Raw genomic sequence first — 24,939 nt, 5'->3', positions numbered from 1 at the left:
CCTTGATTTGCGTCAAGCTATCTCGAGCTTCAGGCTTGCCTTGATCATATCCGCGCATTTTTCCGCGATCATGATTGTGGGCGCGTTGGTGTTGCCACCTATAAGCCTTGGCATAACGGAAGCATCAACAACCCGAAGCCCTTCGATGCCAATCACTTTCAGCTCGGGGTCCACAACGCTTGATGCATTGTCCTTTGGTCCCATTGCACAGGTCCCCACGGGGTGATAGATCGTCTCGGCCTTTTTGCGGATAATGGCTTCGGTTGTGGTGTCATCATCAATATCCACCCCAAACCACGGGTCTTTTTCCCGCGCGGTCAGGTTCATAAGGGCTGGCTGGTGCATCAGGCGGCGCACAGTTTTCACGCCTTCCCGCATCACGCGCAGGTCTTCATTTGCACTTAGGTAACGAGGGTCGATCTTTGCGGGCGCGAGCGGGTCGTTTGAACGCAGGCTGATAGTGCCCCGGCTGTGCGGGCGAAGCTGGCACACATGAACACCGTAGCCATGCTCGTGCGCATCTTCAAAACCATGTGGTTTATCCGCCATCGCCAGCATGATGTGGAACTGGATATCGGGCCGTTCAAGTGCGGGATCGGTTTTGAGGAAAGCTCCAACAGGTGTCACACAGTCAGACAGTACCCCGGGTTTTTTGAGGAGCCATTTGAAAAGCTCCGGCAGGCCCCGGTGCGGTGCCTGATACCGGTAAACTGAAATCGGGTCCTTGAGGTGGGCATAAACGGTCAGGTCCAGATGGTCCTGCATGTTTTTGCCAACACCCTTAAGCTCATGCATCACCGGCAAGCCCACTGATTGAATATCTTCCGGGTCACCGATGCCGGAAAGCTGCAAAAGCTGCGGGCTGTTGATGGCACCGCCACACAGGATAACTTCGCGGCCTGCGTGCCATGTCTCTAGGCGACCTTTGCGGCTCAGTTCAATGCCGGTGGCGCGGTGCCCTTTCAGGATCACGCGGCGCACTTGGGCTTCGGTCAGGATCGTGAGATTGGGCCGCTTTGACGCTTCGCGCAGATAAGCTTTCGCCGCACTTTGCCGCCTTCCGTCCCGAATGGTTTGGTCGTACCAGCCCACGCCTTCCTGGTTCGGGCCGTTGAAATCATCCGTATGGGGCAGGCCCATTTCTGCTGCGGCATTCAGGAATGCGAGATTGATAGGGCTATCAGATGTATGCTGTGTGGTCTTGAGTGGGCCGTCCGTGCTGTGCAAGTCATCGGCCGGGCGGTCGCTGCCTTCGGCCTTTTTGAAGTAAGGCAGAACATCGTCAAAAGTCCAGCCCTTGCAACCAAGCTGGGCCCATTCATCATAATCGCGGGCGTGGCCGCGCACGTAAAGTAGCCCGTTGATGGAAGAGGAACCGCCAAGCACCTTGCCGCGTGGCCAATAAAGCTTGCGGCCTTCAAGCTCAGTTTGCGGTTCCGTCCAATAATTCCAATTTAGCTTGTTGGGCGGGACCACCTTGATGATCATGCCCGGTGCCTCTACGGCCATCTGGCCGTCTTTTTTGCCTGCTTCGATCAAGAGAACAGCGATGTTGCTGTTCTCACTGAGCCTTGCCGCCATGGCACACCCGGCTGAGCCTGCGCCTACCACGATATAGTCGAAGGTCTTGTCACTCATACGGTTGCTTTCAATGTAAGGGGCAGGCCATCTACCGGCTTGATCAGCGGCATGATCTGGAAGGTGGTTTCATAGCCTTCAGGCAGCGAAATTTCATAATGCGGCAGCAGGTGCGTTATGATCACCTTGGCCTGCATATAGGCAAAATGAAGCCCGAGGCACATATGTGCGCCGCCACCAAAGGGCACCCATGCAAACCGGTGCCGAGACCTTAGGCCGCCTTCTGGCGAAAAGCGCATGGGGTCAAAATTTTGCGGGTCGTCCCACACTTCCGGGTCACGGTGGGTAGACACCATGCTGATGCCAATGACCGTTCCTTTGGGGATGATGTGGCCCGCATATTCAACATCGCGCACTGTCTCGCGTGCGACAGCTGGCACAGGCGGGTTCATGCGTAAGGCTTCTTTGAACGCATATTCCGTGAGCGTCAGTTCGTTCATCTTGTCGTAGGGCAGGCGGTCATCATTTAGCCCGAGGGATTTGATCTCAGTGCGCAATTTTTCCTGCCATTCTGTGTGGCGGCCCAGTTCATACACGAGGGTGGTGACGGAACTGGTGATGGTGTCGTGCGCCGCCATCCAGAGGAAGATCATATGGTCGATGATCTCCTGATCGGTGAACGTATTGCCTTCGTCATCTTTGGCTTGGCAAAGCTGGGTAAAGATATCGGTGGATTTGCTGTTCTGTCGCTCAGGGATCAGCTTGCGCAGGAAGTCCACCATAAAGGCTCGTCCCTTCACGCCCTTGGCCATCAGGCTTCCGGGGATGGGGACGCGCACAATGCCCACACTCGCCGCAACCATGTCGGTGAGGGCTTTGTTGACCTTGCGGCTGTCGTCCCCAGGCTCAAGACCGAGGAACACGGTTGTCGCCATATCAAGGGAGAGCTGCTTGATTGCCGGGTAGAACTGGAAGCTGCCCGCTTTGCCCCACGCCTTGATGCGTTCGGGCATATCGTCATTGAGCCGTTCAAGATAGCCTTTCATCGGGCCAGATTTGAAGGCGGCGGCCATAATGTGACGGTGAGCTTTGTGCTCATCAAAGTCCATCAGCATCAGCCCGCGCGGGAACAGCTTTTCAAGATAGGGCGCCCAGCCTTTCTCGCTTGAGAAATTGCGCCCTTTATCCATCAATACAAATTCATTGGCCTCAGGCCCAAGAAGGTTGACCGTGTCACGGAAGAAGCTGTTGGACCGGTAAACGGTTCCATACTTCTTGCGCATATACTGGCCAAACCCTACCGGGTTCTTGAGCACCTGCATGGTATGACCAATGATCGGCCACCCGGTCTCACCTGGAATATCTTTAAGTTGCGCACCCTTCCCCGATGCGCTGCCTTCCGCTGCCGTCCGCATATGCGTCCCCCAACACGTTAGTTGTCAAAAACGGAACTGGATAGTCTAGAAATAACTATAAGCCGGTATTGGCCGCTGTCAAACCGACAATCGATGAGTTGATGAGCACAGCGAGGCGGCGCGTTGGTGGCAGGCTGATCGATGATTATTGGTTCACAGGCATGGTCTTTTGTGTGGCGTGCCACGGGGCGTAGCTACAGCGGTTGCTGGATGCGCCCTCAGGCAGGTCCCCAAAGTGAAATTGTACCTGAACTCCTTCCCGCTTTACGGGCTTTCCGGCCGCCAGGAAGGGATGATACTGCCAACGTTTCAGCGCATTTTCCGCGCGGTCACTGAATTCAGAGTTCTGGTTGCCGGAAAGTGGGGAGATATTCTCGACAGCACCCTCAGCGGTGATGTCAAAGCTGAATTCTACCAACCCCTGTCTCTTCTTGCGGGCGGCTTTCCTGGGCATTTCAAGTGTCATGCAGGATTTCATGTTCTGGTGCGGGTCCTGGGGGTTGCCAACCGAAGATGGCAGTTCAGGCAGTTTGGTGTGCGTGCAGATGTGGTTGTCGGCGGCGCCAAAAGTGAAGGTCAGCTTCACATCTTCGCGGCGCGCGATTTCAGCATCCTTCACATAACCAAAATACTGCCAGCGGTTCAGGGCGCGGGTGACATAGTCGTCCATCACGCCTTCAGGTACGCTTTCTTCAATACGAATGTTTTCGACATCGCCCTCGGGTGCGATATCAAACATCACCGTTACATAGCCTTCAAGGCGCTGTTTTTTGACAGCGTAAGCAAGGCCAGGGTTGGCGCATTTCGACATCAGCCACATGCCGTCCTGCGGATCGCCATCTTCCAGTGCATATACAGGCGTAGTGCAGGCCAATGCAGCAAAATATAACCCGTAGAAGGTTGTTAATGTCTTATTTTGCAACACTATTTCCCCAAGAAATATGGCTGATATCGGTGTCCAATGCCCGTTCCCAACAACCTATAAGCTGGGTTATAGCATTGCAACTTTCGATTATTGTTTCCTGCGGTATGAAGTGTGAACAGGGGCAGGGTGATAGCGGCTAACCTGCTATTTCCTTGCTATTTAAACTGATCCGTGTTTATTGGCGACCACGCACTGCGCGAAGATGACGACCGTATATAGTATTTGTCGTTGGCGGTGACATGAAAGAGCAGCCACCAATACTGACGCTGCCACGAGAAAGTGCCATGGGCACACAAGACCCGGCAGCTGATCTCCGCAAGCTCCCCTACAGAATAATAATCGTTGCCTGGCCTAGACCGGGTTAGCCGCTTGCAACGACAGATGAAAGCTTTCACTTGAAGCAATTTACTGACCTCGGCATCGCCGAGGCCCTCCTTCGTGCCGTATCGGCAGAAGGTTACACCGTGCCTACACCAATTCAGGCAGAGGTGATTCCTGCAATGCTTGCAGGGCATGATATTATTGGCATTGCACAAACAGGTACCGGCAAGACCGCGTCGTTTGTTCTGCCACTTCTTCACAAGATTTCGGGCCAGCAAAACAGGCCAGCGCCAAAAACATGCGGTGCGCTTATTCTTGCGCCAACGCGTGAGCTTGCAGCCCAGATCGCGGACAATATCAAAAGCCACGGCCAGTTCATGCGTATGAGCGTGGCTGTTGTGGTGGGCGGCGCCAACCCGCGCCCGCAAATTAACGCCATGGCAAAAGGTGTGGATATTCTGGTGGCAACACCGGGCCGCCTTGAAGACCATATGCAAGCGGGTGCTATTCGCCTGCACCAGACCACGGCCGTGGTGCTGGATGAGGCTGACCAGATGCTGGATATGGGTTTCATCCCCGCCATCCGCCGTATCATGAGCAAAGTACCTGCTGCGCGGCAGACCGTGCTGATGTCGGCAACAATGCCGAAGCAAATTCGTGGTCTTGCGCAGGATTTCCTGAAGAACCCGAAAGAAATTTCCGTCACACCGGCTTCAAAACCGATCGAGCGGATCGACCAGACCGTTCTGCATGTTGCCAAGGGTGACAAGCGTGCGAAGCTGGTTGAGTTGATGAGCGATAAAGCAATCGACCGGGCCATTGTGTTTACGCGTACCAAACACGGCGCGAACAAAGTGGCGCAGCATCTGGAGAAATACGGCCTGCGGGCTGGTGCGATCCACGGCAATAAAAGCCAGGGCCAACGCCAACGTACGCTCGCGGAGTTTAAATCTGGTGATGTTCCTATACTCGTTGCCACCGATATTGCTGCGCGCGGCATTGATGTGGACGGCGTTTCCCATGTGGTGAACTTCGAGCTGCCAAACGTGCCAGAGGTATATGTGCACCGGATTGGGCGTACAGCCCGTGCGGGCAAAAGCGGTATCGCGATCACACTATGTGATGCGGAAGAGCGCGGCCTGTTGCGTGACATTGAAAAGCTGATTGGTAAAGGCATTGCAAGCGAGGGCAATGTGCCAGCGGTGAATGAGGACGATATAGCTGCTCTTAAAAAAGCAAATGCGCGTCCAGCTCGTCGTGGTGGCCAAGGCGGTCAACCTCGCCGTCAAAACGGCGTGAGTGAAAAGCATGCTGACGGGCAACCAAAAAACAGTCGCCGCCGGAACCGACGCGGTGCGAAGCCACAGGGCCAGACTGAAGGGCAGGGCAGCAACCAGAACGCGTCATCGCGTGGCGGTGCTGGTGCCGGACAAGGTCAGGCTCAAACAGGCGAAAAGCGGCACGGTGAGAACCGGAGCGATCAGGCGCGTAACGGAAAGGCCCGTAATGGCCAATCTCGCAACGGTCAGGCTCGCAACGGTCAGGCTCGCAACGGAGAAGGGCGTAATGGCCAATCTCGCGATGGTCAGGGCAAACCTGCCGCCCGTAGTTATCGCCAGCCGGGTAATGATGGCTCAGGTGCTGGCCTTGCGCGTATGCTTGGCAATATCGACAGTTCCCAGAAAAAGGTGAGAGCCGCGTCGTAGGCCTCGGCCTGCGACTACCACCCGAAAACCAAGCTAATTGAATGCTGGGATGCCGCATCGTCATTTCTCAAGACTTTGTCGTGGTCAGCCTTTATATGAGGAAGACATAATGACAAAAACTCTAGGCTGGAACCGCCTTGCGCTGGTGCCCGTTGCTGCATTCCTGCTGCTTGCCTTTGTGCAAGGTTCGCTTCTGGCGCAAGCTGCGGTGCCTGCAAACGCCCACGCAAAACCTTATGCTGGGGGTTGGGAATGTAACCGGGGTTTCGAGGCAGAGGGTGAAAGCTGTGTCCCGATCAAGGTCCCTGAAAATGCCTATCCGAGCCTAAGCAGTTATGGCCGTACATGGGATTGCAAGCGTGGCTTCAACGTTCAAGGTGAAACCTGCGCGGCGATTGCGGTGCCAGCTAATGCGTACCTGACAGCATCAGGCGACCGTTGGCGCTGTGACCGCGGATACAGGCAGACAGACAATTCCTGTGAACAAGTGGCTGTGCCAGTGAACGGCTATTTGACCGACACTTCGTTTGGCAGCGGTTGGGACTGTGAGCGCGGCTTTGAAAAGGGCGACAACAGCTGTACCGCGATTAATGTACCCAGAAACGCTTATCTTTCTACCACCACCTATGGGCAGGGCTGGAAGTGTGACCGTGGTTTCAAAGCAGAAAACAACAGCTGCAGGGAACTTATGGTGCCAGCAAACGGCTTCCTGAACGACGCGGGTGAAGACTGGAAATGCGAGCGCGGTTTCAAGCAATATGGTGAAGAGTGTTTGGCCGTTAAGGTGCCGGAAAATGCACACCTGGATTACACCGGGCAGGATTGGGAGTGTGATCGCCCCTATATCAAGCAGTTCGATACGTGTGACCTGCCAGAGGCGCTGGCCTCCCGCACAAAATAGACAATGAAAAAAGCCGGGCGACAAGCCCGGCTTTGATACTTTTAGCCAAACAACAGAATACTGGACTTACCTGCCGACAGACGCGGTGGTGCTTTCCGGAAGTTCCGTATGGGTGCAATCTTTCCCTTTTTTTGGTGCCTTAGGCCCAAAGGTGAAGGTTAGGGATACGTCCTTGCGGGCCGCCTCGGCACCGTCCTTGATATAGGCGAAATACCGCCAGCCACGCATGGCATTTTTTACATTCATGTCCATAAGGCCTGCGGGTTCGCTCTCCGTAATACGGACATTTTCGACCCTGCCATTGGCTGCAATATCATAAAGCACGGATACATGGCCGGATACTTCATCCCGCCGGACCTCATAGGAAAGTCGTGCACCTTTGCAGCGTGACGCCAGCCAGTAGCCGTCTGTCGGGTCTTCTTCCGCGAGCGCAGCAGGTGCTGATGTGAAGGTAAATGCGGCCACGGCTATGGTCGATAGCGTCAGGCCGATGGTTTTACGTAAACTTACGTGTGATTTGAGTGCTGTACATATGGAATGCATGTTTCCTCTTCCTCTTCGAGAAGTGACTGTCATGCTCCACTGTCGTAACTATGGTCCCCAAAACTTCTGGCTGCTGATGCGCAGCCTTATCCCCTGATTTAAGGCATCCCCATGCCTGCGCGCGATAATAGGCCCATTATGGGACAAACGCAACCGTCCGCCGTATTCCGGCTTACTTTGGGCCAAATCCACCACCACCAGGTGTTTCAATGAGCACACTGCCTCCTTTGGGTAGCGTGACGCTGTCTGCCGCGCCAAGCTCGGCCTGATTGCCATCAGGATAAAATACGGTGGTTTTGCCGGGCAAGCCACGCTCCCCACCCTGTAGGCCCGGAGGGCCAACATCGCGGTGGCCAGAGAGGATGGCAAGCTCCATCTCTTCCATAAAACGAATGCGCCGCGAGGCACCGTCACCACCCTGCCATCTGCCATTGCCGCCGCTATTCCGGCGGATGCCAAACTCTTCAATCACGACCGGGTAGCGCCACTCCATCACCTCCACGTCTGTCAACCGGCTGTTGGTCATGTGAGACTGAATGGCGGCGGTGCCGTCAAAGCCGTCACCTGCGCCTGTGCCGCCCGCGATGGTTTCATAATACTGATACTCGGCATTGCCGAAGGTGAAATTGTTCATGGTGCCTTGTGAGCCCGCGAGCGCACCAGCTGCCAGGAAAAGCGCGTTGGTAACAATCTGGCTGGTTTCCACATTGCCGGCCACCACAGCGGCGCCCGGTGTGGGGTTCAGCATACAGCCCTTGGGCACAATCAGTTTGATGGGTTTGAGGCAGCCCGCGTTCAGGGGGATATCCTCGCCGGTGAGCACGCGGAAAACATACAGAACCGCCGCTTTTGTGACCGCAAGCGGAGCATTGAAGTTATTATACTGGGTAAAACTTGTGCCAGTGAAGTCGACCGTAATTTCGCGTGCCGTATGGTGGACTTTAAGGGCGACCTTAACGGTAGCGCCGCAGTCCATTTTATAGGTTGTTTCACCGTTTTTAAGTTTGGTGATAACCCGGCGTACAGCTTCTTCGGCGTTGTCCTGCACGTGTCCCATATAGGCGGCCACCGTTTCTGCTCCAAACTCACCCACAAGACGCCGCACCTGTGCCGCACCGCGCTCATTGGCGGCGACCTGTGCTTTCAGGTCCGCAAGGTTCTGGTGCATGTTACGGGTAGGGTAAGGGCCGCTCGCCAGCGCGTCCCGCACTGCGCTTTCCTGAAACTTGCCGTCTTTAACCAGATGGAAGTTTGTGAAGCGGATGCCTTCCTCCTCAAGGGTTTTGGAGTGTGGCGGCATGGAGCCGGGGCTGATGCCACCGATATCGGCATGATGCCCGCGAGAAGCAACATAGAAGGTGGGCGAGGTACTGTTATCATCAAATACAGGGGTAATGACGGTGATGTCCGGCAAATGAGTACCGCCCGCCATCGGGTCGTTCAGCATGAATACATCTCCCGCTTTCATGCTGCCTGCGCGCTCACGGATAATGGCGGAAACACTTTCCCCCATGCTGCCCAGATGCACCGGCATGTGCGGCGCGTTGGCGATAAGCTGGCCGTCTGCGTCGAACACAGCGCAGGAGAAATCCAGTCGTTCTTTCACATTGACGCTGTGCGCAGTTTTTGCAAGCACACCGCCCATTTCTTCCGCAACAGACATGAAGAGATTGTTGAAAATCTCCAGCATGATCGGGTCAGGTTTGCCAAGGGATATATCAGCCTGCGATTTCTCTTCGGTCCTGAGCAATAGGAGGGTGTCGCCGTCATCAAGACAGGCAGCCCACCCGGGCTCTACCATCGTGGTGCCGCCGTTCTCAATAATGATGGCGGGACCGGGTACCTGGTATCCCGGTTTCAGCTTGTCCCGGTCATAAACTGCAGCGCTTGTGCTCGCACCCCCGGCAAAAACACCACGCTCGCCAACCGGTGCGGTGTCTGCTCCACCGGCGTTGATGTTGAGTGCTGTGGTTGCAGCACCCCCGATCGCCTCAGCTTCCACGGCCTCAACAACGATGACCTCGTCATCTTCTACAAAACCAAATGCGGCCTTGTGTGCTACCTCGAACGCCGCCTGCATGGCCTTCGGTTCCTCGACCTTGACACTCAGCGTTGTGTCTGTGCCGCGATACTTCAGTCGCGCGCTGATGTGCACGGTCTGCTCAGCTGCTGTCACCCCTTGTGCTGCCAGCGCCTTGCTGGCCTGTGTTTTCACATGATCTGCGGCTGTTTGCAGGGCATCAAATTCATCTAACGGGCTTTCAAGCGCCTGTTCTGCGATGGTGCGTTGGTCCGCGAGCCCCATACCAAGTGCTGACAGCACACCAGAGAAAGGCGGCACAATAACCTTTGTAATGCCCAGGGCATCGGCCACAAGGCAGGCGTGCTGCCCACCTGCGCCGCCAAATGTGAGCAGGCCATATTTTTTGATGTCATGCCCACGCATGACCGATACCTTCTTGATCGCCCGCGCCATATGTTCCACAGCCACACGGAGGAAGCCCTCGGCCAGTTCTTCAAGGCTCAGTTTCAGGCCAGTGGCGTCAAACAGGGCTTTCTGGAGCGCCTTGAAACCTTCCCTCGTTTTTTCCACATCCAGCGCGGTTTTACCGTCCTCACCAAATACTTTGGGGAACAGGTCGGGCTGTAGTTTGCCTAGAAGCACGTTGCAGTCTGTCACCGTTATAGGCCCGCCACGGCCATAAGCGGCGGGGCCGGGGTATGCGCCAGCACTTGCTGGGCCAACCTGCAAGCGCCCGTCGCTGATGCGGCAAATGGAACCGCCGCCAGCTGCAACCGTGTGAATATCCATCATGGGTACGGTCATGCGCACACCGGCGACCACGGTGTCGAACACCCGCTCATACTGGCCAGCATAGTGGCTGACATCGGTGGACGTGCCGCCCATGTCAAACCCAATGAGGTGCTTAACACCTGCACGCTCACCGCTTTTAGCCGCGCCCACAATGCCGCCCGCTGGGCCTGATAGTACAGCGTCCTTGCCCTCAAAGGCTGTGGCGGCCGCCAAGCCGCCGTTTGATTGCATGAAGTAAAGGCTTGTGCCCCCCACAGCGCTTTGCACTTGGTTGACGTACCGCCGCAGGATGGGGGAGAGATAAGCGTCCGCCACGGTGGTATCACCGCGAGCTACAAGTTTCATGAGCGGGCTGACCTTATGGCTCAGCGATATTTGGGTGAAGCCGATCTCACGCGCGATCTCGCCCGCCCGTGCTTCATGGGCCGGATAGCGGTATCCATGCACAAAGGCGATGGCCACACTACGGATGCCGGTGTCATAGGCTCTTTGAAGCGCTGCCTTGCAGGCCGCTTCATCAAGCGGCGTCAGCACAGTGCCGTCCGCCTGCACACGCTCAAGAGCTTCTTCGGTAATGGTATAGAGCGGCTCGGGCCGGGTGGGCTTCAGTGCGAACAGGTCGGCGCGGTGTTGTTGGCCGATATAAAGCGCATCCTTGAAGCCTTTGGTGATGAGAAGCAGCGTGGGTTCACCATCACGTTCCAGAAGTGCGTTGGTGGCGACGGTGGTTCCCATCTTGATGGCGGAAACCTGATTTGCCGGAAACGGCGCATCACGGTCAGTGCCCATGATATCACGCATGGCATGCACAGCGGCGTCATCATACTGGCCGGGGGCTTCTGATAGATACTTATGGCTTGAGAGCGTACCGTCCGGATGTTTTGCAACCACATCGGTAAATGTGCCGCCGCGATCAATCCAGAATTGCCATCTCGCTTTTATGTCGGTGGGTTCCATATGGCTCCATCAGTATGCGAATATGCATGTAATCTAGTGAAGCTTCTGAGCCGATACCAGCCTTATGTTGTCGTGCGGTGATGGTTAAAATAGATCCTAGTCTTTGGATCTAGTACTGCGTTGTTTTCGCAGATGATAACGCAGCAAATTTCCATAGCACTGTTGGAGTTCTTTCATCTGATCCATCTTTTTCCGGAGGGCCCAGCTGCCTGCCGCGTAGGCGAGCGGGCTAGCGCTGGCACCTTGAGAGAAGGATGCAGCATTATCAAGCGCTGTGACAACATCTTGGGCTGCCCGGTCGATTGCAGTAAAGCCCAAAGCGTCACTGCCACTGAATTCCGAAGCAATGACACCCATTGCTAGTAGTACAAAAGCATTTTCGGCAATTTGTTCGCTATTATGGGCCATGAACTTGGCCATTTTCGCCATGCGTGACCGGTTAAACATAATGTCGGCGCTATGAGAAGCAACAAGTTCAATATGGCTCTCCAGTTGTTCGTTTTTCTGGGTTTCCGCGTAGTTGCCATTAATGATCTCGCGGGTCAGTTTTGCTGACTGTCGGAACTCGTCATGATGATGCAGTTCCCAAAGGGTGTTGAAGTCGAGTTTGGGGTCGTGGCCTTCAATTTGCTGTGGTCTGGCGATTTCCTGTTGCAGAAATTCATATCCTTCCGGCGCGCCGGAATTTCTGTAACTTCTGACGAACATTTCCAGATCGGAGAACTGATGCTGCTCCACAGTATGGGTTGTGGCAGCGCGGCTCGCCACATCATATTGATTCTGTATGTCATGGCTGAAGTAATCATCAATCCATAGCCTGACAAGCTGCCATCCATCTTCAAAATCAGCGGACAGATTATAGAAATCTCCTCGCTTAGTTGGCGGAGTTATATGGGTATTCAGGCGATTGATAGTAGTTTTTATGTGTCGAATTTTAGGATTGTAGTCTTCCGTTCGAAGTTGTTCTAGGCGGTAGCTAATGTAAGATAAGTAATTTGGGTCACGGTGGACACCATCAGTCACGGGTCTCTGAGCCGCTTGAGATTCAATGTGCTGATGGATCAGCGACGCCACAAGGCCGGTACCTTTAGGTAGGTGATCATCAATTTCGTTGAATTTGCGAGCTTTATATAGTTCTCCGAGGATTGCTAAAGATTCATCTTTGACGAGCGCGCGCTTGCCTGAGGCATCGAATTGATACTGGGTGGCGAAGTCAGTGTAATGATGAAATCGTTTATCGAGGGCAAGCCGAAATGGTACCCAAGGTTCAGTACCGGAGCCTACATTTTTGCATGTGAAGACCTCGGCGACTAGCTGATGAAAAATTCGTGAATCACCGACATTTCCAGCGGGTACCACGCAAGAGGTGTCCAGTAAACCAGCAATGAAGACATCGATTTTCGCGGAAGCCTGCGCAAATCGATAGTTTGGTGTTTCGATGCTATTGCTGGCATCTATGCCTTGAATGAGTATCGTGCCGCCCATTAAATCCCCCAATGTTGCGAGCCTCAAAACTCAGGATATCAAGTGGGATTGTGAAAGTCACCATACAGGCTATGGAACTGAGTGAGCGCTATTCGCTACTTAGCCCGGCGACAAGGCCGTTGTAGCGCCGGCGCATATCGTTGCCCATGCCAGCGCAGAAACGCTTTGCGCCAAAGTCGGTCAGCAGCGCGTCAAAAAGCCCACGTCTGCGACCGATCTTGAACATCACTACAGTGGAAGATATATCACCCATCAGGATCAACCTGTCACGCTCACCAAGCTGGCCCATTATCTCGGTGATCTTGTCGTTGATTGGCGATTTATTGATCAGCGTGGCGACCTGCAGGGTGCTTTGTGCAGCGATGTTGTTGAGCATGCGCACATCCATGGTGTCATCAGCGCAAATCAGGTTATAAGCCATTACCTGAGAGGCTTCCTCAAGCAGGTGAAACGCAGATTGATTGCGGTTTTCATTGAGAAACTGCAAATGCTCTGCCGCCAGCATGCGTACAAGCTCAGCCCGTTGCAGCATGAAACGCATGGATTGAAGCGCGCGTTCTTCCTCAGTCTGGGGAGCGGGAGCATCTTGTGCCACCGCTATCGGGGTAAGCAAAAGCATCAGGCTGGCCGAAACGGCCTTTAAAATTTGAAATCGAAACATAGACTTAACCATCACACTTTATGTCAGAATGATTACATAACATTGTTTTTGCCTCATGTGCCATGTAAATGGACACCTGTTAACGCACTAAAGTTTGATGACAAAGGGAACCCCGTGACCGAAATCTATGTTGATGCCGATGCCTGCCCGGTGAAAGAAGAAGCGCTCAAAGTAGCGTACCGGCATGACCTTGTGCTTCACCTTGTGAGCAACCAGTGGCTTCGTCTTGAAGTGGGGGAACGTATCAACAAGGTTGTGGTGGGTGACGGGTTCGACGCGGCAGATGACTGGATCGCGGAGCGCGCAGGCAAGGGCGATATATGCATCACCGGCGATATTCAGCTCGCAGCCCGTTGTCTTGAGGCCGGGGCTCAGGTTATGGGGCACAATGGCCGACCCTTTAGCGAGGAAAACATCGGCATGGCGCTCGCGATGCGGGAGCTGAAATCTCAACTGCGGGATATGGGGGAAGACCGCGGGTTTAACGCGTCTTTCTCAGGCAAGGACAGGTCACGTTTTCTGTCAGCGCTGGAAGCGGCGGTACAACAAGCGAACCGCCGGTAAAACCGTCAGGCCTTGATATCGATCTTCAGGCCTTTGCCACGGTCGGTGTGCAGGGCTTCAATTTTCACTTTGCTGCGCGGCACGTCGTCAAGATCGATCTTGATCTTGGATTCGGGCCCTTTTGTAGAAAGGCGCGACGGTGCAATGTGCAGTGGGTTTGCGTTGGCGGATGAAATGCTTTCGATCATGTCTCTGACCTATTGTCCGGTTGGGTTATCATCAAGTGAGGCCTTGATGACAGAGCCCGCGTGACAAAAAAAGAGACGCATAAAATTGTAGCTAAGTTTTCTGTGGATAACTCGCCTGTTTACTTTGGCAACCATGCGTGCAGGAAGTTGAGGCTGCTTTCCCCCATCACGAGGCGGATATCTTTGGCGCTTACACCTTGTTCAAGCAGAGCGGCAGTGATGGCCGGAATATGATCTGACGGCATGGCAGCCACAGCGCCGTCCCAGTCTGAACCCAGCGCCACATGGTCAGCCCCCACCAGTTCAATGCCGTAGGCGATGGCTTTGGCAATGGCTTCGGGCGTGGTGCCGCAAACGGCTGTTTCCCAGTAGCCGACAGCAATCAGCCCGCCTTTTGTTGCAATTTCTTTCATCAACTCGTCAGAGAAATTGCGCTCCGTGTCGCACGCACCGCGAAAGCCGGTGTGGGAGACAACAACCCCGCGTGAGGTGATGGCAAGTGCGTCTCTGGCGGATTGTTCAGATGCGTGGGCGAGGTCGATAATAATCTGCAACTCATCAAGGCGGCGGACAACCTGTTTGCCAAAGTCTGTAAGCCCGGCCTTGCTGACACCGTGAAGTGAGCCGCCAAGCTCATTGTCAAAAAAGTGGGTCAGGCCAACCATGCGAAAACCTGCGGCATACATTTTGTCTACATTAGCGATGTTACCCTCAAGCGGGTGTGCACCTTCGGTTCCCAAAAGGGCAGCGACAGGTTGCGGTACGGAACTTGTTTCGCGCGCCTCGAGGAAGTCCTGAAGCTCTGACTGGGTGCGAACCCACATTAAACCACCCTCGGATTTCTTGATGAAACTATCCAGCTTTTCGGCCTGATAGAGCGCACGTGCCAGAAGGCTGCTGTGTGTATCACTGGGCCAGCCCTGAAGGTATGAGACGAGCGTGATGTTGTCGCTGTTAGCCTCATTGGCGTGCACGTTCATGTTGCGCGGTGTTTTTGTGACCGTGGTGAACATCTGCAGGGCCATGTTGCCGTCTCTTAGGCGCGGCAGGTCTACGTGCCCCCGGTCAGCGCGGTCAAGAAGGCTGCGGTTCCAAAGCAGGGTATCGGCATGCCAGTCCATGATGCGGAGTGAGCCATGAAGTTCTGCTGCTTCGTCGCTAATGCTGAACGGGCGATTATCGACGATTTTGTTGAGCTGGCGCTCCAGGATGCCGGGCCCGAAGGTGCGGGCCGCAATATAAAGCACACCAGCAAGGATGGCAGTGCCCGCCAGAAACTTTAGCAATCTGTTTTTCATCATGTTCTCCCCGACCCCAAGTGAATTAGCCTTATGTGAAGTGGGCGTAAAATTGGATTTGTCCAGCCCTGTGCCGAGAAAGGTACTTTGTGGTCATGCCGCGCCATAAAAAAAGGGGCGCTGATCAAGGCGCCCCTCAAGAGAGTGTTTGGAAACTTGTCTAGATATTTGTGCCGTCCACTTTTGCGGGCTCAACCGTTGGGGCTGGTGCCGGTGTTGGGGCAGGACGCGGTGCTGAAGATGGGCCGCGCCTGCCACGCCGTGTATCGGGGTGATACTTGCCGGACGCTAGTGCAGACACGCGCTCTCGTTCATATTTGGAATCAATGCCTTCAATGGCGCTGAAAAGGGCCTTATTGAGGTCTTTGTTGTCTTCCGGCATCAAGTAACGCAGGGCAAGCAGGGTTTCTGCCTTTTCATAGTCGCTATCGATTGCGGCGGTGGCATCAATAATTTCGCGCCAGGACTTGCTGCTCATTTTGCCGTAGGACGCGATCATCAGGATGGCCTGACGCCGCTCATAGTCGCTGTCGATCTGGTGCAGCGTTTCAACCAGCGTTTCCGTCGCGTCTTCAGATTCCTTGATCTGCTCAACAAAGCTTCCGATGAACAAACGGAGTTCATAGTCGCTCTCAATGCGCTCCTTTGCGATTTTAGCCAGGCTCTTAATGTTCTTTTTGCTCAGCTTTTTCTCATGAATGATGGAGCTGAGAAGCAGTCGTTGCTCGTAGTCGCTCTCGATCCGCTCGGCGACCTCAAGCAGATCTTCCATCATGTCGCTATCGAGCTCGGAGCCCACCACGAAGGGAGTGAGCAGCAGGCGGATCTCATAGTCGCTTTCCATATTTTTCGCGAGGTCGATCAACACGCCCATGGTCTTCTTATTAACACCGAATTTTTCAAAATAAGGCGTCAGAAGAAGCCGAAGCTCATAATCGCTTTCGATTGACTTCGCGGCCTCAAGCACCACTGGCATAACCTTGGGTGAAAGGTTCTGTTCCATCATCATGGTGGTGAGGGCAAGCCGGGTCTCATAGTCGCTTTCCATCTGCGCGAGCCGCTCAACAAGCTTGAGCTGTTCTTTGTCGCTCAGTTTGGCTTCATGCATCAGGTGTGTTGCATAGATGCGGGTGACATAGTCGCTTTCAAGCTCGTCAATTTCTTTGATGACACCTTTGACACCATCCGCCTTGAGGATGCGTTTCACGCGCTGTGGTGCATTCAGGCCGGTTTCGCGAATAAGGGTGAGCAGGGTTTCTGCCACCCATTCCTGACCCTCGGTATCGAGCGCGGTTTTGTCACCGTCTACCCAGTAGGTGGTCTCGATTTTGCCGTCTTCACTCTCAAAACGAACACGGCGACGTGGTCCCTTGCCTTTGGTTTCAAGTTCGAGCTCACCACCGTCATCAACTTCGGCGACATAACGTTCGTCAGCGGTCAGTTCAAAGTTGCCATCCCATTCTGCTTTGATCGTATGGCCATTTTCTGTCCAGACCATGTTGCCGGTCATGTGCCCATCATCACGGGATGAGATGCTCACGCTGCGGCTATCGCCCTTGCGGTGCCCGCGCTTTTTGCCGTCATCGCTCACGAAGGTAAAGTTATCGCCGTCTAACTCGAGCGTGCCTTGAACGTTGGAAAGGCCCATTTCACGCATTGCGATATTGGTCTTGAATGGAGCCTCAGGCTCGTTCATGTCCATTGCCCAGTCGTCGGAAAGACTTGTCTCCGGGTTCAGGGCTTCGGCAAACTCGATGCTTGGCAAGCCAAGGGCGAGTACCACCATCCCGGCGGTCAGGCCGGATTTGGCGAAGACGCCCGCGTTTTTAAAGGGCAGGCGTTCAGCACCAATCAGGCGCTCCACCCGCGTTTTCAGCATGGATTTATTTCCTGCCATTGCTAATCCCCATTGTATCTGTCGGTTTTCTTGTATTTTTGTCGCGCAGGTAAAGAGAGCTGTGGCAACGGCTCTTGCGTCCGCTAGCTGCCGGGCAGCCCATTCGTCCGCGGCCAGTTCCGCGATATCTGTCAGCCGCCGGCGCGCAAGCATGAACATCGGCTGAAAGAAAAAGAGACGAGAAAGAAGTTGAAGCGCCATCAGCATGATCGGGTCGCGGCGCAACATGTGGCCAACCTCGTGTGCGAGAAGGCTTTTAAGTTCTTCGTGTGGTAGGTCGTCAAACGCCCAGTTTGGCAGGCATATCTCGCGCCGGGGCAGGCATATCGGACTTTTGATGTCTGATGATCGGCTGAGGTATGGCACATGCCGGATATCAACTTCTGCGCAGATTTCGCGCAGTGTTTGGTTGGCCTTATGTTCGGCCGGCACACGTGTGCGGCTGCCAAGGTCTTTTACGGCCAACCGGTATGCGAGCCCGAGCATGGCAATCGCGGCGAAAGCGATGAAACCCCATGCCAATGTGGCCAGTTGTTTGGTGCTTAGGTCCGCAACAGCATCAATCCAGCTTGTTGTATAGTAGTTCTCGCTGTCGCCCTCGGGGCTGTCGGTCTCGGGCATGGATATCTCGTGACCGGTGGCCGTTTCGGCCATGGTTTTAGTGCTGCTTGATGCTGTTGCGGACCTGAAGGTGCGACCATCTGATCCTCGAAGTTCAAGGGCTGGCGCTGAGGTGTCATCTACCTTGATGGCCTGCATTGGAATATCATTGTCGGGCACAAAGGCTTTGCCCGCTTCCCGCTTTGGTGCAAGGCCCTTCAATGGGCGGCCATCGTCAAAGCTTTGCACAATTTCTGCTGCGCGCGTGTGTTCAATTGTGATGGGGCCGGAGAGCCAGTCTCCGATCGGCAACAGGGCCGCGAACGAACCCGCGATAGCAAGCTTCCAGGCCAGTTCCGCCAGATCAGGTGTATTGATCAGCCGAATTTTCTCAAACACCCAGACAGCGCCCATCATAACGGTGCTGGCGACCATGAATTTCGCGAAGAGAGAGAGGAATGGCAGGTCTGAAATGAGATCAAACATCAGTTTTGCTCCTTCTCGAGAAGCGCTTCAACATCCTTGAGGTCGCCTTGATCAAAATCACCTTCCCGTACCAGATGTGCGAGCAGGGCTTTGCTGTCTCCCTTGAAAAGGGTGGAGACAAGGGATGATACCATCGAGCGTTTTACGTCACGTTCGTCAATTTCGGCCTTGTAGATGCGCTCACGTCCGCGGGTTTCCGATGACAGCACACCTTTTTTCTCAAGCCGGGACAACACTGTGCCAACGGTCGTATGAGCCAGGGAAAGCGCTTCCAGTGCGTGCTGCACATCTTTTGCGGAGCCTTCGCCAAGTTGCCACAGAACCTGGACGATTTGATATTGCTGATCGCTGAGTTTGATATTGCCTGCCATCGATTTAAGCCTTTTCTACTACATGTGTAGAAGTGATTTACTACAGCTGTAGTAGGGCGTCAAATATTTTTTGAGTTCTGGCTGCATTCTGCGACGAGCTGTGCTGTCCATGAGTTAGTGTGCAGGTTCGGTTTGCAAAACGAGATATTTTCAATAAGGTGTTGCGCGACCGAGTGGGAAACGAGCGGGGGAGCTTCGTGACTCTAGATGTGCCGACTTTAATTGCCGCAACAACCTTGATGTTTGTGCTGGCATCGTTTGCCTTGACTGCGCACTGGCTTGCCAATTTGGGCACCCCTGGCCTGCGTTCTGCGGCGGCGGGTGTGGCGGCGGCAACGGTGGGCAGCTATCTGCTAATACCGGGTGAAAACGCCCCTACCGCCATCACTATTGTTGCGGGGGAACTGCTGATTCTGATCGGCCATACTTGGGTGTGGCTCGGGATAGCGGCTTTCTGGAACTCGCGCTCCAGAGTCATCGCCTATGCGGCGGCGGCGATTATGGTGCTGGCTGCTGTAACGCTTGGCTCTCATGCAGTTGAAGGCGGTAGTGCAGCCGCTCGTGGCTCTATGCTTTCCGTCTACATCACGGTCTTCTCCTTCTGTACGGTAGCAACTCTGATCCGCGCGCTTGGTGGCCGGCGTGCTTTCTATAAGGGCATTATCAAGCGGACGTCGGTGGGTGCTGCGATTGCGGCGGCGGTTTTTGCAGCCCACGGGCTCTTTCACCTTTATCGCTCCTACGAATGGCGGCAGTTCCGACCGGATGTGAACTATTTTGAAGGGTTGCCAATTTCGGTCTGGACGCAGGTTGAGGCGATGATCTTTGTGCTTCTTCTGGCGCTTGTTGTCATCATCATGACGGCGGAGCGACTTCAGAACGAGTTGAAGATACAGGCGATGATGGACCCGCTTACCCAGGCGCTCAGCCGCCGTGCATTCATGACCGTGATCAAGACCGTTGTGGCGCGCTCGCGCCGGTTATCTGAGCCGGTATCGCTCATCATGATTGATATTGACCGCTTCAAGCGTATCAACCTGCGCCATGGACATATGGTTGGCGATACGGTCCTTAGTCAATTCGGCGAGCGGGTGATGGAAGGCAGGCGGGCGCAAGATGTTTTCTGCCGCTTTGGTGGTGAAGAATTTGTACTTTTGTTACCCGGCACGGCTGAAGACGGCGCACAACTGGTGGCAGAGCGTGTGCGGCAGTCAATTACCGGTACGCCGTTTATCTGCGGGGAGAAGCAAGCCTCCCTTACGCTCAGTATTGGTGTGATGACAGCAAGAGGGGACGACCTCTTGTCTGATGGTATGCTTGATTCTGCCTATAAAGCACTGAAACAGGCGCAGAAAAAGGGCACAAACTTTATCGTCTCAATAGGGGCTGCACCGCCCGCCGCATAAGTATCCTATCTATTATGAAATTATCAAATTTGTTCCGCAGTGTGCAGAGGGCGATGGGAGATGCGCGCGTACAAGGGGTATAGCGCAACCCTTCTGCAAGCGAGACGATGATGAGACACCAAAACGGACGGAAAATTATAAAATTAGCCCTGGCGGCCGCTGTTTTTGGTGCAGGAATTTGGTACTTTACAGGCATTGAAAGCAGTAGCGAAGCTGCCATCGGGCAGTATGTTACCAAGCCCGCCGTAGTGGGCACAATCCAGCGCAGTGTGTCCGCTAGTGGCTCTGTCAGGCCCCTGATAACCGTTGATATCGGTTCACAGCTTTCCGGGCAGGTTGCGGAAATGCTTGCTGACTATAATGATGAAGTGGCCGAAGGCCAGCTCCTGGCTCGCATTGACCCCCAAACATTTGCGACAAGGGTAAAACAGGCAGAGGCTGAACTGGCGGTATCGCGTGCTCAAGTAACAGTACAACAAGCCTCGATCACACGGGCCAAGGCTCAGCTTCGCGAAGCGGAACGTACCCTCGCACGGCAAAAGGATCTTGAGAAGCGTGGCAATGTCTCGATCAGCGCCCTTGAGGCGTCTGAGACAGCCTACACAACAACACAGGCAGATCTGGTCAGTGCGGAAGCACAGCTTGAAAATGCAAATGCTACCGTGGTTCAGCGCGAAGCTGCCCTTGACCAAGCACGTATCGATCTGGCGCGCACGGAAATCCGTTCCCCCATCAAAGGCACGGTGATCGCCCGTAGCGTGGATGTAGGGCAGACGGTGGCGGCAAGCCTTCAGGCCCCTGTGTTGTTTCAACTGGCGCAAGACCTTTCCGAAATTCAGGTGGAGGCCAGTGTGGACGAAGCAGATATCGGCACTGTGCGATCCGGGAACCGGGTGGTTTTTGGTGTGGATGCGTTTCCCGACCGCAGTTTTGACGGTGTGGTAAAACAGGTTCGCCTTGCTCCATTGGAGGAGGCCAATGTGGTGACCTATACCGTAGTTATTTCAGCCAGTAATACAGACCGCGCGTTGCTGCCAGGTATGACAGCGAATGTGGAGATATTTACAGGTGAAAAGGACAATGTACTGCGGGTCGCGAATGAGGCGTTGCGGTATCGCCCCAGCAATCCGCCTGCTGACGTGGCCGAGGCGAGCTCAAGCCGAGGTGGTGGGCAGTTTATTGACCGATTTAGAGCCGAACTGGATCTGAGTGATGCGCAGGCCGATGCGCTACGCACAGAGTTTGCAAAACTGCGGGCGCAAAGTGGCGCTGGTCGCAGCGGGGGTATGGGGATGGCGTCGACGGCGGGCAACGGCACAAACGATCGTCAGCAAGCACGGCAGCGCATGGAAGCCATGCTGGACAAGACTCTGAAAAATATCCTCAATGATGAGCAGTGGCGGCGTTATGAAGAAGGGAAGGCTGCCCGCTTCGATGTTCGCCGTGCACAGCTATGGGTGCTGGGACATGATGGAAAGCTCAAGCAGACGTCTGTATTGTTGGGATTGTCTGACGATGCAAATACCGAAATTATCCGTGGTCTGGAGGACGGCGCGCAGGTCGTGGTTCGGGAAGAAAGGCCAAGAGGATGACGAATATTACGCCCGTCATTGAAGCCAAAGAACTTTACCGTCATTACCATCAGGGTAGCCAGGTGGTGAAAGCATTGGACGGCGTGGATGTGACCATTATGCCCGGTGAATTTGTGGCGGTGATGGGGCCGTCGGGCTCCGGCAAGTCGACTTTCATGAATATTTGCGGCGCACTCGACCAGCCAACCTCGGGTATGGTGAAAGTGGCAGGGAGGGATTTGTCTGCCCTGTCACGCGATGAGTTGGCAAACCTTAGAAATGAAGTCATCGGTTTTGTATTCCAGCAGTTCAACCTGCTTCCGCGTACGAGCGCGCTTCAGAACACCATGCTGCCACTTCGTTATGCAGGTATCCGTGGTCAGGAGGCGATTGATCGCTGTCGGCAGGCGCTTGAACGGGTGGACCTAGGCTCGCGCATGGACCATCACCCCAATGAGCTTTCTGGTGGACAACAACAACGTGTGGCGATTGCCCGCGCACTGGTGACAAAACCTGCGCTGATTTTTGCCGATGAACCTACAGGTGCGCTTGATAGCGCGACATCTGTTGAAGTTTTGAAGCTTTTTCAACAGCTGAATGCAAACGGAATGACCATCGTGATGGTAACTCATGACGCCGATGTAGCCGCTTATGCCGGCCGCTGCCTGTATTTTAAGGATGGCCATATCGTACGGGATACGCTTGAGGAAGAGAGGGTGGCATCATGACACTGCTTGCCACATTTATGATTGCTATTGAGGCGTTGCGGCTCAACGCGTTGCGTACTGCTCTGGCTATGCTTGGTATTATCATCGGTGTTGCAGCGGTCATCACTATGGCCTCAATTTCCACTGGCGCATCAAAACGGGTGGAAGAGCATATCTCAAGTCTGGGTACCAATCTTTTGATAGCGCGACCGGGCTCCAACCGTTCTGGCGGAAGGCGCGGCGGTGCGGGCACGAGCGAATCCTTCAGTGAAAAGGACGTGACAGCAATCAGAAACAATGTGGCTGACATCGCCGCAATATCTGGTGTGGTTAACGCCTCTGGTGCGGTTGTTTACGGCAATAACAACTGGCAAACCGGCGTGCAGGGAGTACATGCGGATTTTCATATTGTGCGGGCTTGGGAGGTTGCCAGTGGTGTTCCGCTCACCAACGAGGATGTCAGCCGCAAAACCAAGGTTGCGGTCATTGGCCAAACTGTAGCGGAAGAACTATTCGGCAGCCAGTCCCCGCTTGGAGAGCGTATCCGCATCAAAAACATCCCCTTTGAAGTGATTGGCGTTTTGGCTGAAAAGGGCCAGTCAGGCATGGGACGTGATCAGGACGACACAATTCTTGTGCCTATTTCAACTGCCCGTACCCGGCTTGTGGGGCGGGAAGGGTCGGTGGCTGAACCGGTGCAGATGATGTATATTTCCGTACGCGAGGGCGCGGATATGGCACTCGTGCAGGAGGACGTCGAGACGCTTTTGATGCAGCGGCGTAAAGTGAAACCCGGTGCTCAGGCAAATTTTGACGTACGCAATATGTCCGAATTTATCGAGGCACGCACAGCCACTCAAAAAACCATGGGCATGTTGCTGGCTACCTCTGCTGCCATTTCCCTCGTGGTTGGCGGTATTGGTATTATGAATATCATGCTGGTGTCAGTGACGGAGCGCACCCGTGAAATTGGTTTGCGCATGGCCGTGGGCGCACGCGGGCGGGATATCCTGATCCAGTTTCTGGTGGAGGCGATAACGCTTTGTCTGGTTGGCGGCATGATTGGGCTGGCCGTCGGAGCAGGGTGCTCAGGCCTGGTGGCGCATTATGCGGACTGGCCGGTGTTGATGGACCCTGTGTATATAGCACTTGCGCTAGCAGGTTCCGCAACTGTCGGGCTATTCTTCGGATTTTATCCTGCGCGGCGTGCATCACGCCTTAATCCGATAGACGCATTACGGTACGAATAGAAATACAGCTCTCATAAAAAGCCCACCTCCATTACTGTGGGGATGGGCTTTCTGTGTCTGTCTGGTCTATTCGCTTAGAGCTTCTCTACCATCAAGCTGCCGATGGAATAGCCCGCGCCGAAGGAGCAGATGATGCCCTTGTCGCCAGCCTTGAGGTCGTCCCGATGTTTGTGGAAGGCAACAACCGAGCCTGCGCCCGCTGTGTTGCCATATTCGTCCAGCACGGTTGGAGCTTCAGATGCACTAGGCTCACGTCCTAGAAGCTTCTTGGCGGCATACATATTCATGTTGATGTTGGCCTGGTGCAGCCACATGCGGCTCAGGTCTTCAACCTTGAGGCCATCGCCTTCAAGCTGGCTTGAGATAAAGCCCGTTACGAGCGGCAGCAGTTCCTTGAATACCTTGCGGCCTTCCTGCACGAAGAACATGTCGTCGCGCAGCATGCTGTCGTCATCAAGGCGGGTCATTGGGCCATAATGAGAGCGAATATTGCTGGAGAACTGGGTTTCCGCTTTGGTGCCAGTGACTTTCCAGAGATCCTTGCCTTTTGCGATATCAGCGCGCTCCAGCACGACGGCTGTGGCGATATCGCCGAAAATGAAGTGGCTGTCCCGGTCCCGGAAGTTGACCATGGTAGAGAAGATCTCCGGATTGACCATGAGGATACGGTCTGCAGTACCACATTTGATGGCATTCACGGCTGCAATCAGGCCATAGGTAGCGCTTGAGCAACCCATGACCATATCAAGCGCTGAGCCGGACGTGCCAAGGTGATGCTGCACTTCAATGCCGATGGCAGGGAAGTAGCGCTGTAAAACGGCGGCAGAACAAATAATCTGGTCAATCTCGTCCGCGCTGACGCCCGCTTGCGCCATGGCTTCCTTGCCAGCTTCAATTGCCATATGGGCCTGGAAACAGGCATGGTCCTGGTCGCCGTGTCCGCCCTCAGGCATTTTGGACATCATGCGGTCAAGGTCCATCACGCCTTTAACGTCCACAAGGTGACGCGCTTTGATGCCCGACGCTTTCTCGATAAACTCGGCACTGGAATGCTGCTTTGGAGGCAGGAGGCCTGCGTCAATGTCCGCCTTATGGTGGGCGTTATACTGGTCAACATATTCGTTGAATGTTTTTACCAGCTCTTCGTTTGTAATTCGGTTAGGCGGTACATAAAGACCCGTTCCCGAAATAACTACATCGACCATGCCAAACTTTTCCTCAATTCCGATACCGACAGCAGGCTCGAATATGACGGGCCTGTTACAATGGGGGCTCAGATATACTGCCTTTTTTC

At 54.5% G+C, this 24,939-nt stretch carries 19 protein-coding genes; 7 read left to right on the top strand and 12 right to left on the bottom strand.

The annotated features are described in order from the left end of the window. Positions 1–12 precede the first annotated feature (12 nt). The 3 genes from ACOOGA_RS03380 to ACOOGA_RS03370 all read right to left on the bottom strand — a co-directional run bounded on the left by ACOOGA_RS03380 (position 13) and on the right by ACOOGA_RS03370 (position 3,918). A complete protein-coding gene (locus ACOOGA_RS03380; RefSeq protein WP_417460303.1) occupies positions 13–1,638 on the bottom strand; it encodes a GMC family oxidoreductase in 1,626 nt (541 codons plus the stop codon). Next, positions 1,635–2,993: a cytochrome P450 gene (locus tag ACOOGA_RS03375; protein WP_417460302.1), complete on the bottom strand. Its 1,359-nt coding sequence runs from the start codon at positions 2,991–2,993 to the stop codon at positions 1,635–1,637. The genes ACOOGA_RS03380 and ACOOGA_RS03375 overlap by 4 nt, the downstream gene beginning before the upstream one ends. Positions 2,994–3,138: 145 nt before the next feature. Next, complete coding sequence (locus ACOOGA_RS03370) at positions 3,139–3,918, bottom strand: TonB family protein (protein ID WP_420429470.1); 780 nt, start codon at positions 3,916–3,918, stop codon at positions 3,139–3,141. A 395-nt stretch (positions 3,919–4,313) separates the two neighbouring features. On the opposite strand from ACOOGA_RS03370, the gene ACOOGA_RS03365 reads away from it, so the two are divergent. Together ACOOGA_RS03365 and ACOOGA_RS03360 are read left to right on the top strand one after the other, a co-directional pair. Continuing rightward, on the top strand, positions 4,314–5,945 hold the full coding sequence (locus ACOOGA_RS03365) for a DEAD/DEAH box helicase (protein WP_417460300.1): 1,632 nt from the start codon (positions 4,314–4,316) through the stop codon (positions 5,943–5,945). A gap of 109 nt (positions 5,946–6,054) precedes the next feature. After that, complete coding sequence (locus ACOOGA_RS03360; protein WP_417460299.1) at positions 6,055–6,846, top strand: hypothetical protein; 792 nt, start codon at positions 6,055–6,057, stop codon at positions 6,844–6,846. Between the two features lie 66 nt (positions 6,847–6,912). On the opposite strand, the gene ACOOGA_RS03355 is transcribed toward ACOOGA_RS03360, so the two are convergent. The 4 genes from ACOOGA_RS03355 to ACOOGA_RS03340 form a co-directional block, all read right to left on the bottom strand. Next, positions 6,913–7,389, bottom strand: a complete 477-nt coding sequence (locus ACOOGA_RS03355) for a TonB family protein (RefSeq protein ID WP_417460298.1) — start codon at positions 7,387–7,389, stop codon at positions 6,913–6,915. Between the two features lie 172 nt (positions 7,390–7,561). Next, positions 7,562–11,161, bottom strand: coding sequence for a hydantoinase B/oxoprolinase family protein (locus ACOOGA_RS03350; RefSeq protein WP_417460297.1), 3,600 nt, complete (start codon positions 11,159–11,161; stop codon positions 7,562–7,564). Between the two features lie 96 nt (positions 11,162–11,257). Further along, the gene (locus tag ACOOGA_RS03345; protein ID WP_417460296.1) at positions 11,258–12,646 is read right to left on the bottom strand and encodes a hypothetical protein; all 1,389 of its coding nucleotides are present in this window, start codon (positions 12,644–12,646) and stop codon (positions 11,258–11,260) included. An 88-nt stretch (positions 12,647–12,734) separates the two neighbouring features. Further along, entirely contained in the window at positions 12,735–13,307 is a 573-nt protein-coding gene (locus ACOOGA_RS03340; RefSeq protein ID WP_417460295.1) for a hypothetical protein, read from the bottom strand. A 114-nt stretch (positions 13,308–13,421) separates the two neighbouring features. Here ACOOGA_RS03340 and ACOOGA_RS03335 point away from each other — a divergent pair, with 114 nt between their 5' ends. Then, on the top strand, positions 13,422–13,871 hold the full coding sequence (locus tag ACOOGA_RS03335; protein ID WP_417460294.1) for a YaiI/YqxD family protein: 450 nt from the start codon (positions 13,422–13,424) through the stop codon (positions 13,869–13,871). 5 nt (positions 13,872–13,876) lie between these two features. On the opposite strand, the gene ACOOGA_RS03330 is transcribed toward ACOOGA_RS03335, so the two are convergent. The 4 genes from ACOOGA_RS03330 to ACOOGA_RS03315 form a co-directional block, all read right to left on the bottom strand. Then, positions 13,877–14,059: a hypothetical protein gene (locus ACOOGA_RS03330; RefSeq protein WP_417460293.1), complete on the bottom strand. Its 183-nt coding sequence runs from the start codon at positions 14,057–14,059 to the stop codon at positions 13,877–13,879. 119 nt (positions 14,060–14,178) lie between these two features. Further along, positions 14,179–15,360 carry a dipeptidase gene (locus tag ACOOGA_RS03325; protein ID WP_420429468.1) on the bottom strand — a complete coding sequence of 394 codons (1,182 nt, stop codon included), beginning with the start codon at positions 15,358–15,360 and terminating at the stop codon, positions 14,179–14,181. Between the two features lie 157 nt (positions 15,361–15,517). Then, complete coding sequence (locus ACOOGA_RS03320) at positions 15,518–18,340, bottom strand: M56 family metallopeptidase (protein ID WP_417460291.1); 2,823 nt, start codon at positions 18,338–18,340, stop codon at positions 15,518–15,520. Next, positions 18,340–18,711 carry a BlaI/MecI/CopY family transcriptional regulator gene (locus ACOOGA_RS03315; protein ID WP_417460290.1) on the bottom strand — a complete coding sequence of 124 codons (372 nt, stop codon included), beginning with the start codon at positions 18,709–18,711 and terminating at the stop codon, positions 18,340–18,342. The genes ACOOGA_RS03320 and ACOOGA_RS03315 overlap by 1 nt, the downstream gene beginning before the upstream one ends. A 197-nt stretch (positions 18,712–18,908) precedes the next feature. Between ACOOGA_RS03315 and ACOOGA_RS03310 the strand changes: the two genes are divergently transcribed. From ACOOGA_RS03310 to ACOOGA_RS03295, 4 genes are all read left to right on the top strand, one after another. Beyond that, positions 18,909–20,117, top strand: a complete 1,209-nt coding sequence (locus ACOOGA_RS03310; protein ID WP_417460289.1) for a GGDEF domain-containing protein — start codon at positions 18,909–18,911, stop codon at positions 20,115–20,117. Between the two features lie 107 nt (positions 20,118–20,224). Continuing rightward, positions 20,225–21,709, top strand: a complete 1,485-nt coding sequence (locus ACOOGA_RS03305; RefSeq protein WP_417460288.1) for an efflux RND transporter periplasmic adaptor subunit — start codon at positions 20,225–20,227, stop codon at positions 21,707–21,709. Continuing rightward, on the top strand, positions 21,706–22,416 hold the full coding sequence (locus tag ACOOGA_RS03300) for an ABC transporter ATP-binding protein (RefSeq protein ID WP_417460287.1): 711 nt from the start codon (positions 21,706–21,708) through the stop codon (positions 22,414–22,416). Before ACOOGA_RS03305 ends, ACOOGA_RS03300 begins: the two co-directional genes overlap by 4 nt. Then, positions 22,413–23,645, top strand: coding sequence for an ABC transporter permease (locus ACOOGA_RS03295; protein ID WP_417460286.1), 1,233 nt, complete (start codon positions 22,413–22,415; stop codon positions 23,643–23,645). Before ACOOGA_RS03300 ends, ACOOGA_RS03295 begins: the two co-directional genes overlap by 4 nt. 74 nt (positions 23,646–23,719) lie before the next feature. Here the strand turns inward: ACOOGA_RS03295 and ACOOGA_RS03290 are convergent, their stop codons facing one another. Beyond that, positions 23,720–24,850, bottom strand: coding sequence for a beta-ketoacyl-ACP synthase III (locus ACOOGA_RS03290; protein WP_417460285.1), 1,131 nt, complete (start codon positions 24,848–24,850; stop codon positions 23,720–23,722). Positions 24,851–24,939: the final 89 nt, after the last annotated feature.

The organism is Kordiimonas sp., from assembly GCF_965216265.1.
Taxonomy (GTDB): domain Bacteria; phylum Pseudomonadota; class Alphaproteobacteria; order Sphingomonadales; family Kordiimonadaceae; genus Kordiimonas.
The sequence above is the reverse complement of the archived record's forward strand: the minus strand, read 5'-3'. Positions and strand labels throughout refer to the sequence as shown.

Coding starts and splice junctions, on each gene's coding strand:
- ACOOGA_RS03360 (WP_417460299.1), top strand. CDS start 6,055: ATGACAAAAACTCTAGGCTGGAACCGCCTTGCGCTGGTGCCCGTTGCT.
- ACOOGA_RS03350 (WP_417460297.1), bottom strand. CDS start 11,161: ATGGAACCCACCGACATAAAAGCGAGATGGCAATTCTGGATTGATCGC.
- ACOOGA_RS03375 (WP_417460302.1), bottom strand. CDS start 2,993: ATGCGGACGGCAGCGGAAGGCAGCGCATCGGGGAAGGGTGCGCAACTT.
- ACOOGA_RS03315 (WP_417460290.1), bottom strand. CDS start 18,711: ATGGCAGGCAATATCAAACTCAGCGATCAGCAATATCAAATCGTCCAG.
- ACOOGA_RS03340 (WP_417460295.1), bottom strand. CDS start 13,307: ATGTTTCGATTTCAAATTTTAAAGGCCGTTTCGGCCAGCCTGATGCTT.
- ACOOGA_RS03330 (WP_417460293.1), bottom strand. CDS start 14,059: ATGATCGAAAGCATTTCATCCGCCAACGCAAACCCACTGCACATTGCA.
- ACOOGA_RS03355 (WP_417460298.1), bottom strand. CDS start 7,389: ATGCATTCCATATGTACAGCACTCAAATCACACGTAAGTTTACGTAAA.
- ACOOGA_RS03290 (WP_417460285.1), bottom strand. CDS start 24,850: ATGGTCGATGTAGTTATTTCGGGAACGGGTCTTTATGTACCGCCTAAC.
- ACOOGA_RS03305 (WP_417460288.1), top strand. CDS start 20,225: ATGATGAGACACCAAAACGGACGGAAAATTATAAAATTAGCCCTGGCG.
- ACOOGA_RS03300 (WP_417460287.1), top strand. CDS start 21,706: ATGACGAATATTACGCCCGTCATTGAAGCCAAAGAACTTTACCGTCAT.
- ACOOGA_RS03380 (WP_417460303.1), bottom strand. CDS start 1,638: ATGAGTGACAAGACCTTCGACTATATCGTGGTAGGCGCAGGCTCAGCC.
- ACOOGA_RS03320 (WP_417460291.1), bottom strand. CDS start 18,340: ATGTTTGATCTCATTTCAGACCTGCCATTCCTCTCTCTCTTCGCGAAA.
- ACOOGA_RS03325 (WP_420429468.1), bottom strand. CDS start 15,360: ATGATGAAAAACAGATTGCTAAAGTTTCTGGCGGGCACTGCCATCCTT.
- ACOOGA_RS03295 (WP_417460286.1), top strand. CDS start 22,413: ATGACACTGCTTGCCACATTTATGATTGCTATTGAGGCGTTGCGGCTC.
- ACOOGA_RS03345 (WP_417460296.1), bottom strand. CDS start 12,646: ATGGGCGGCACGATACTCATTCAAGGCATAGATGCCAGCAATAGCATC.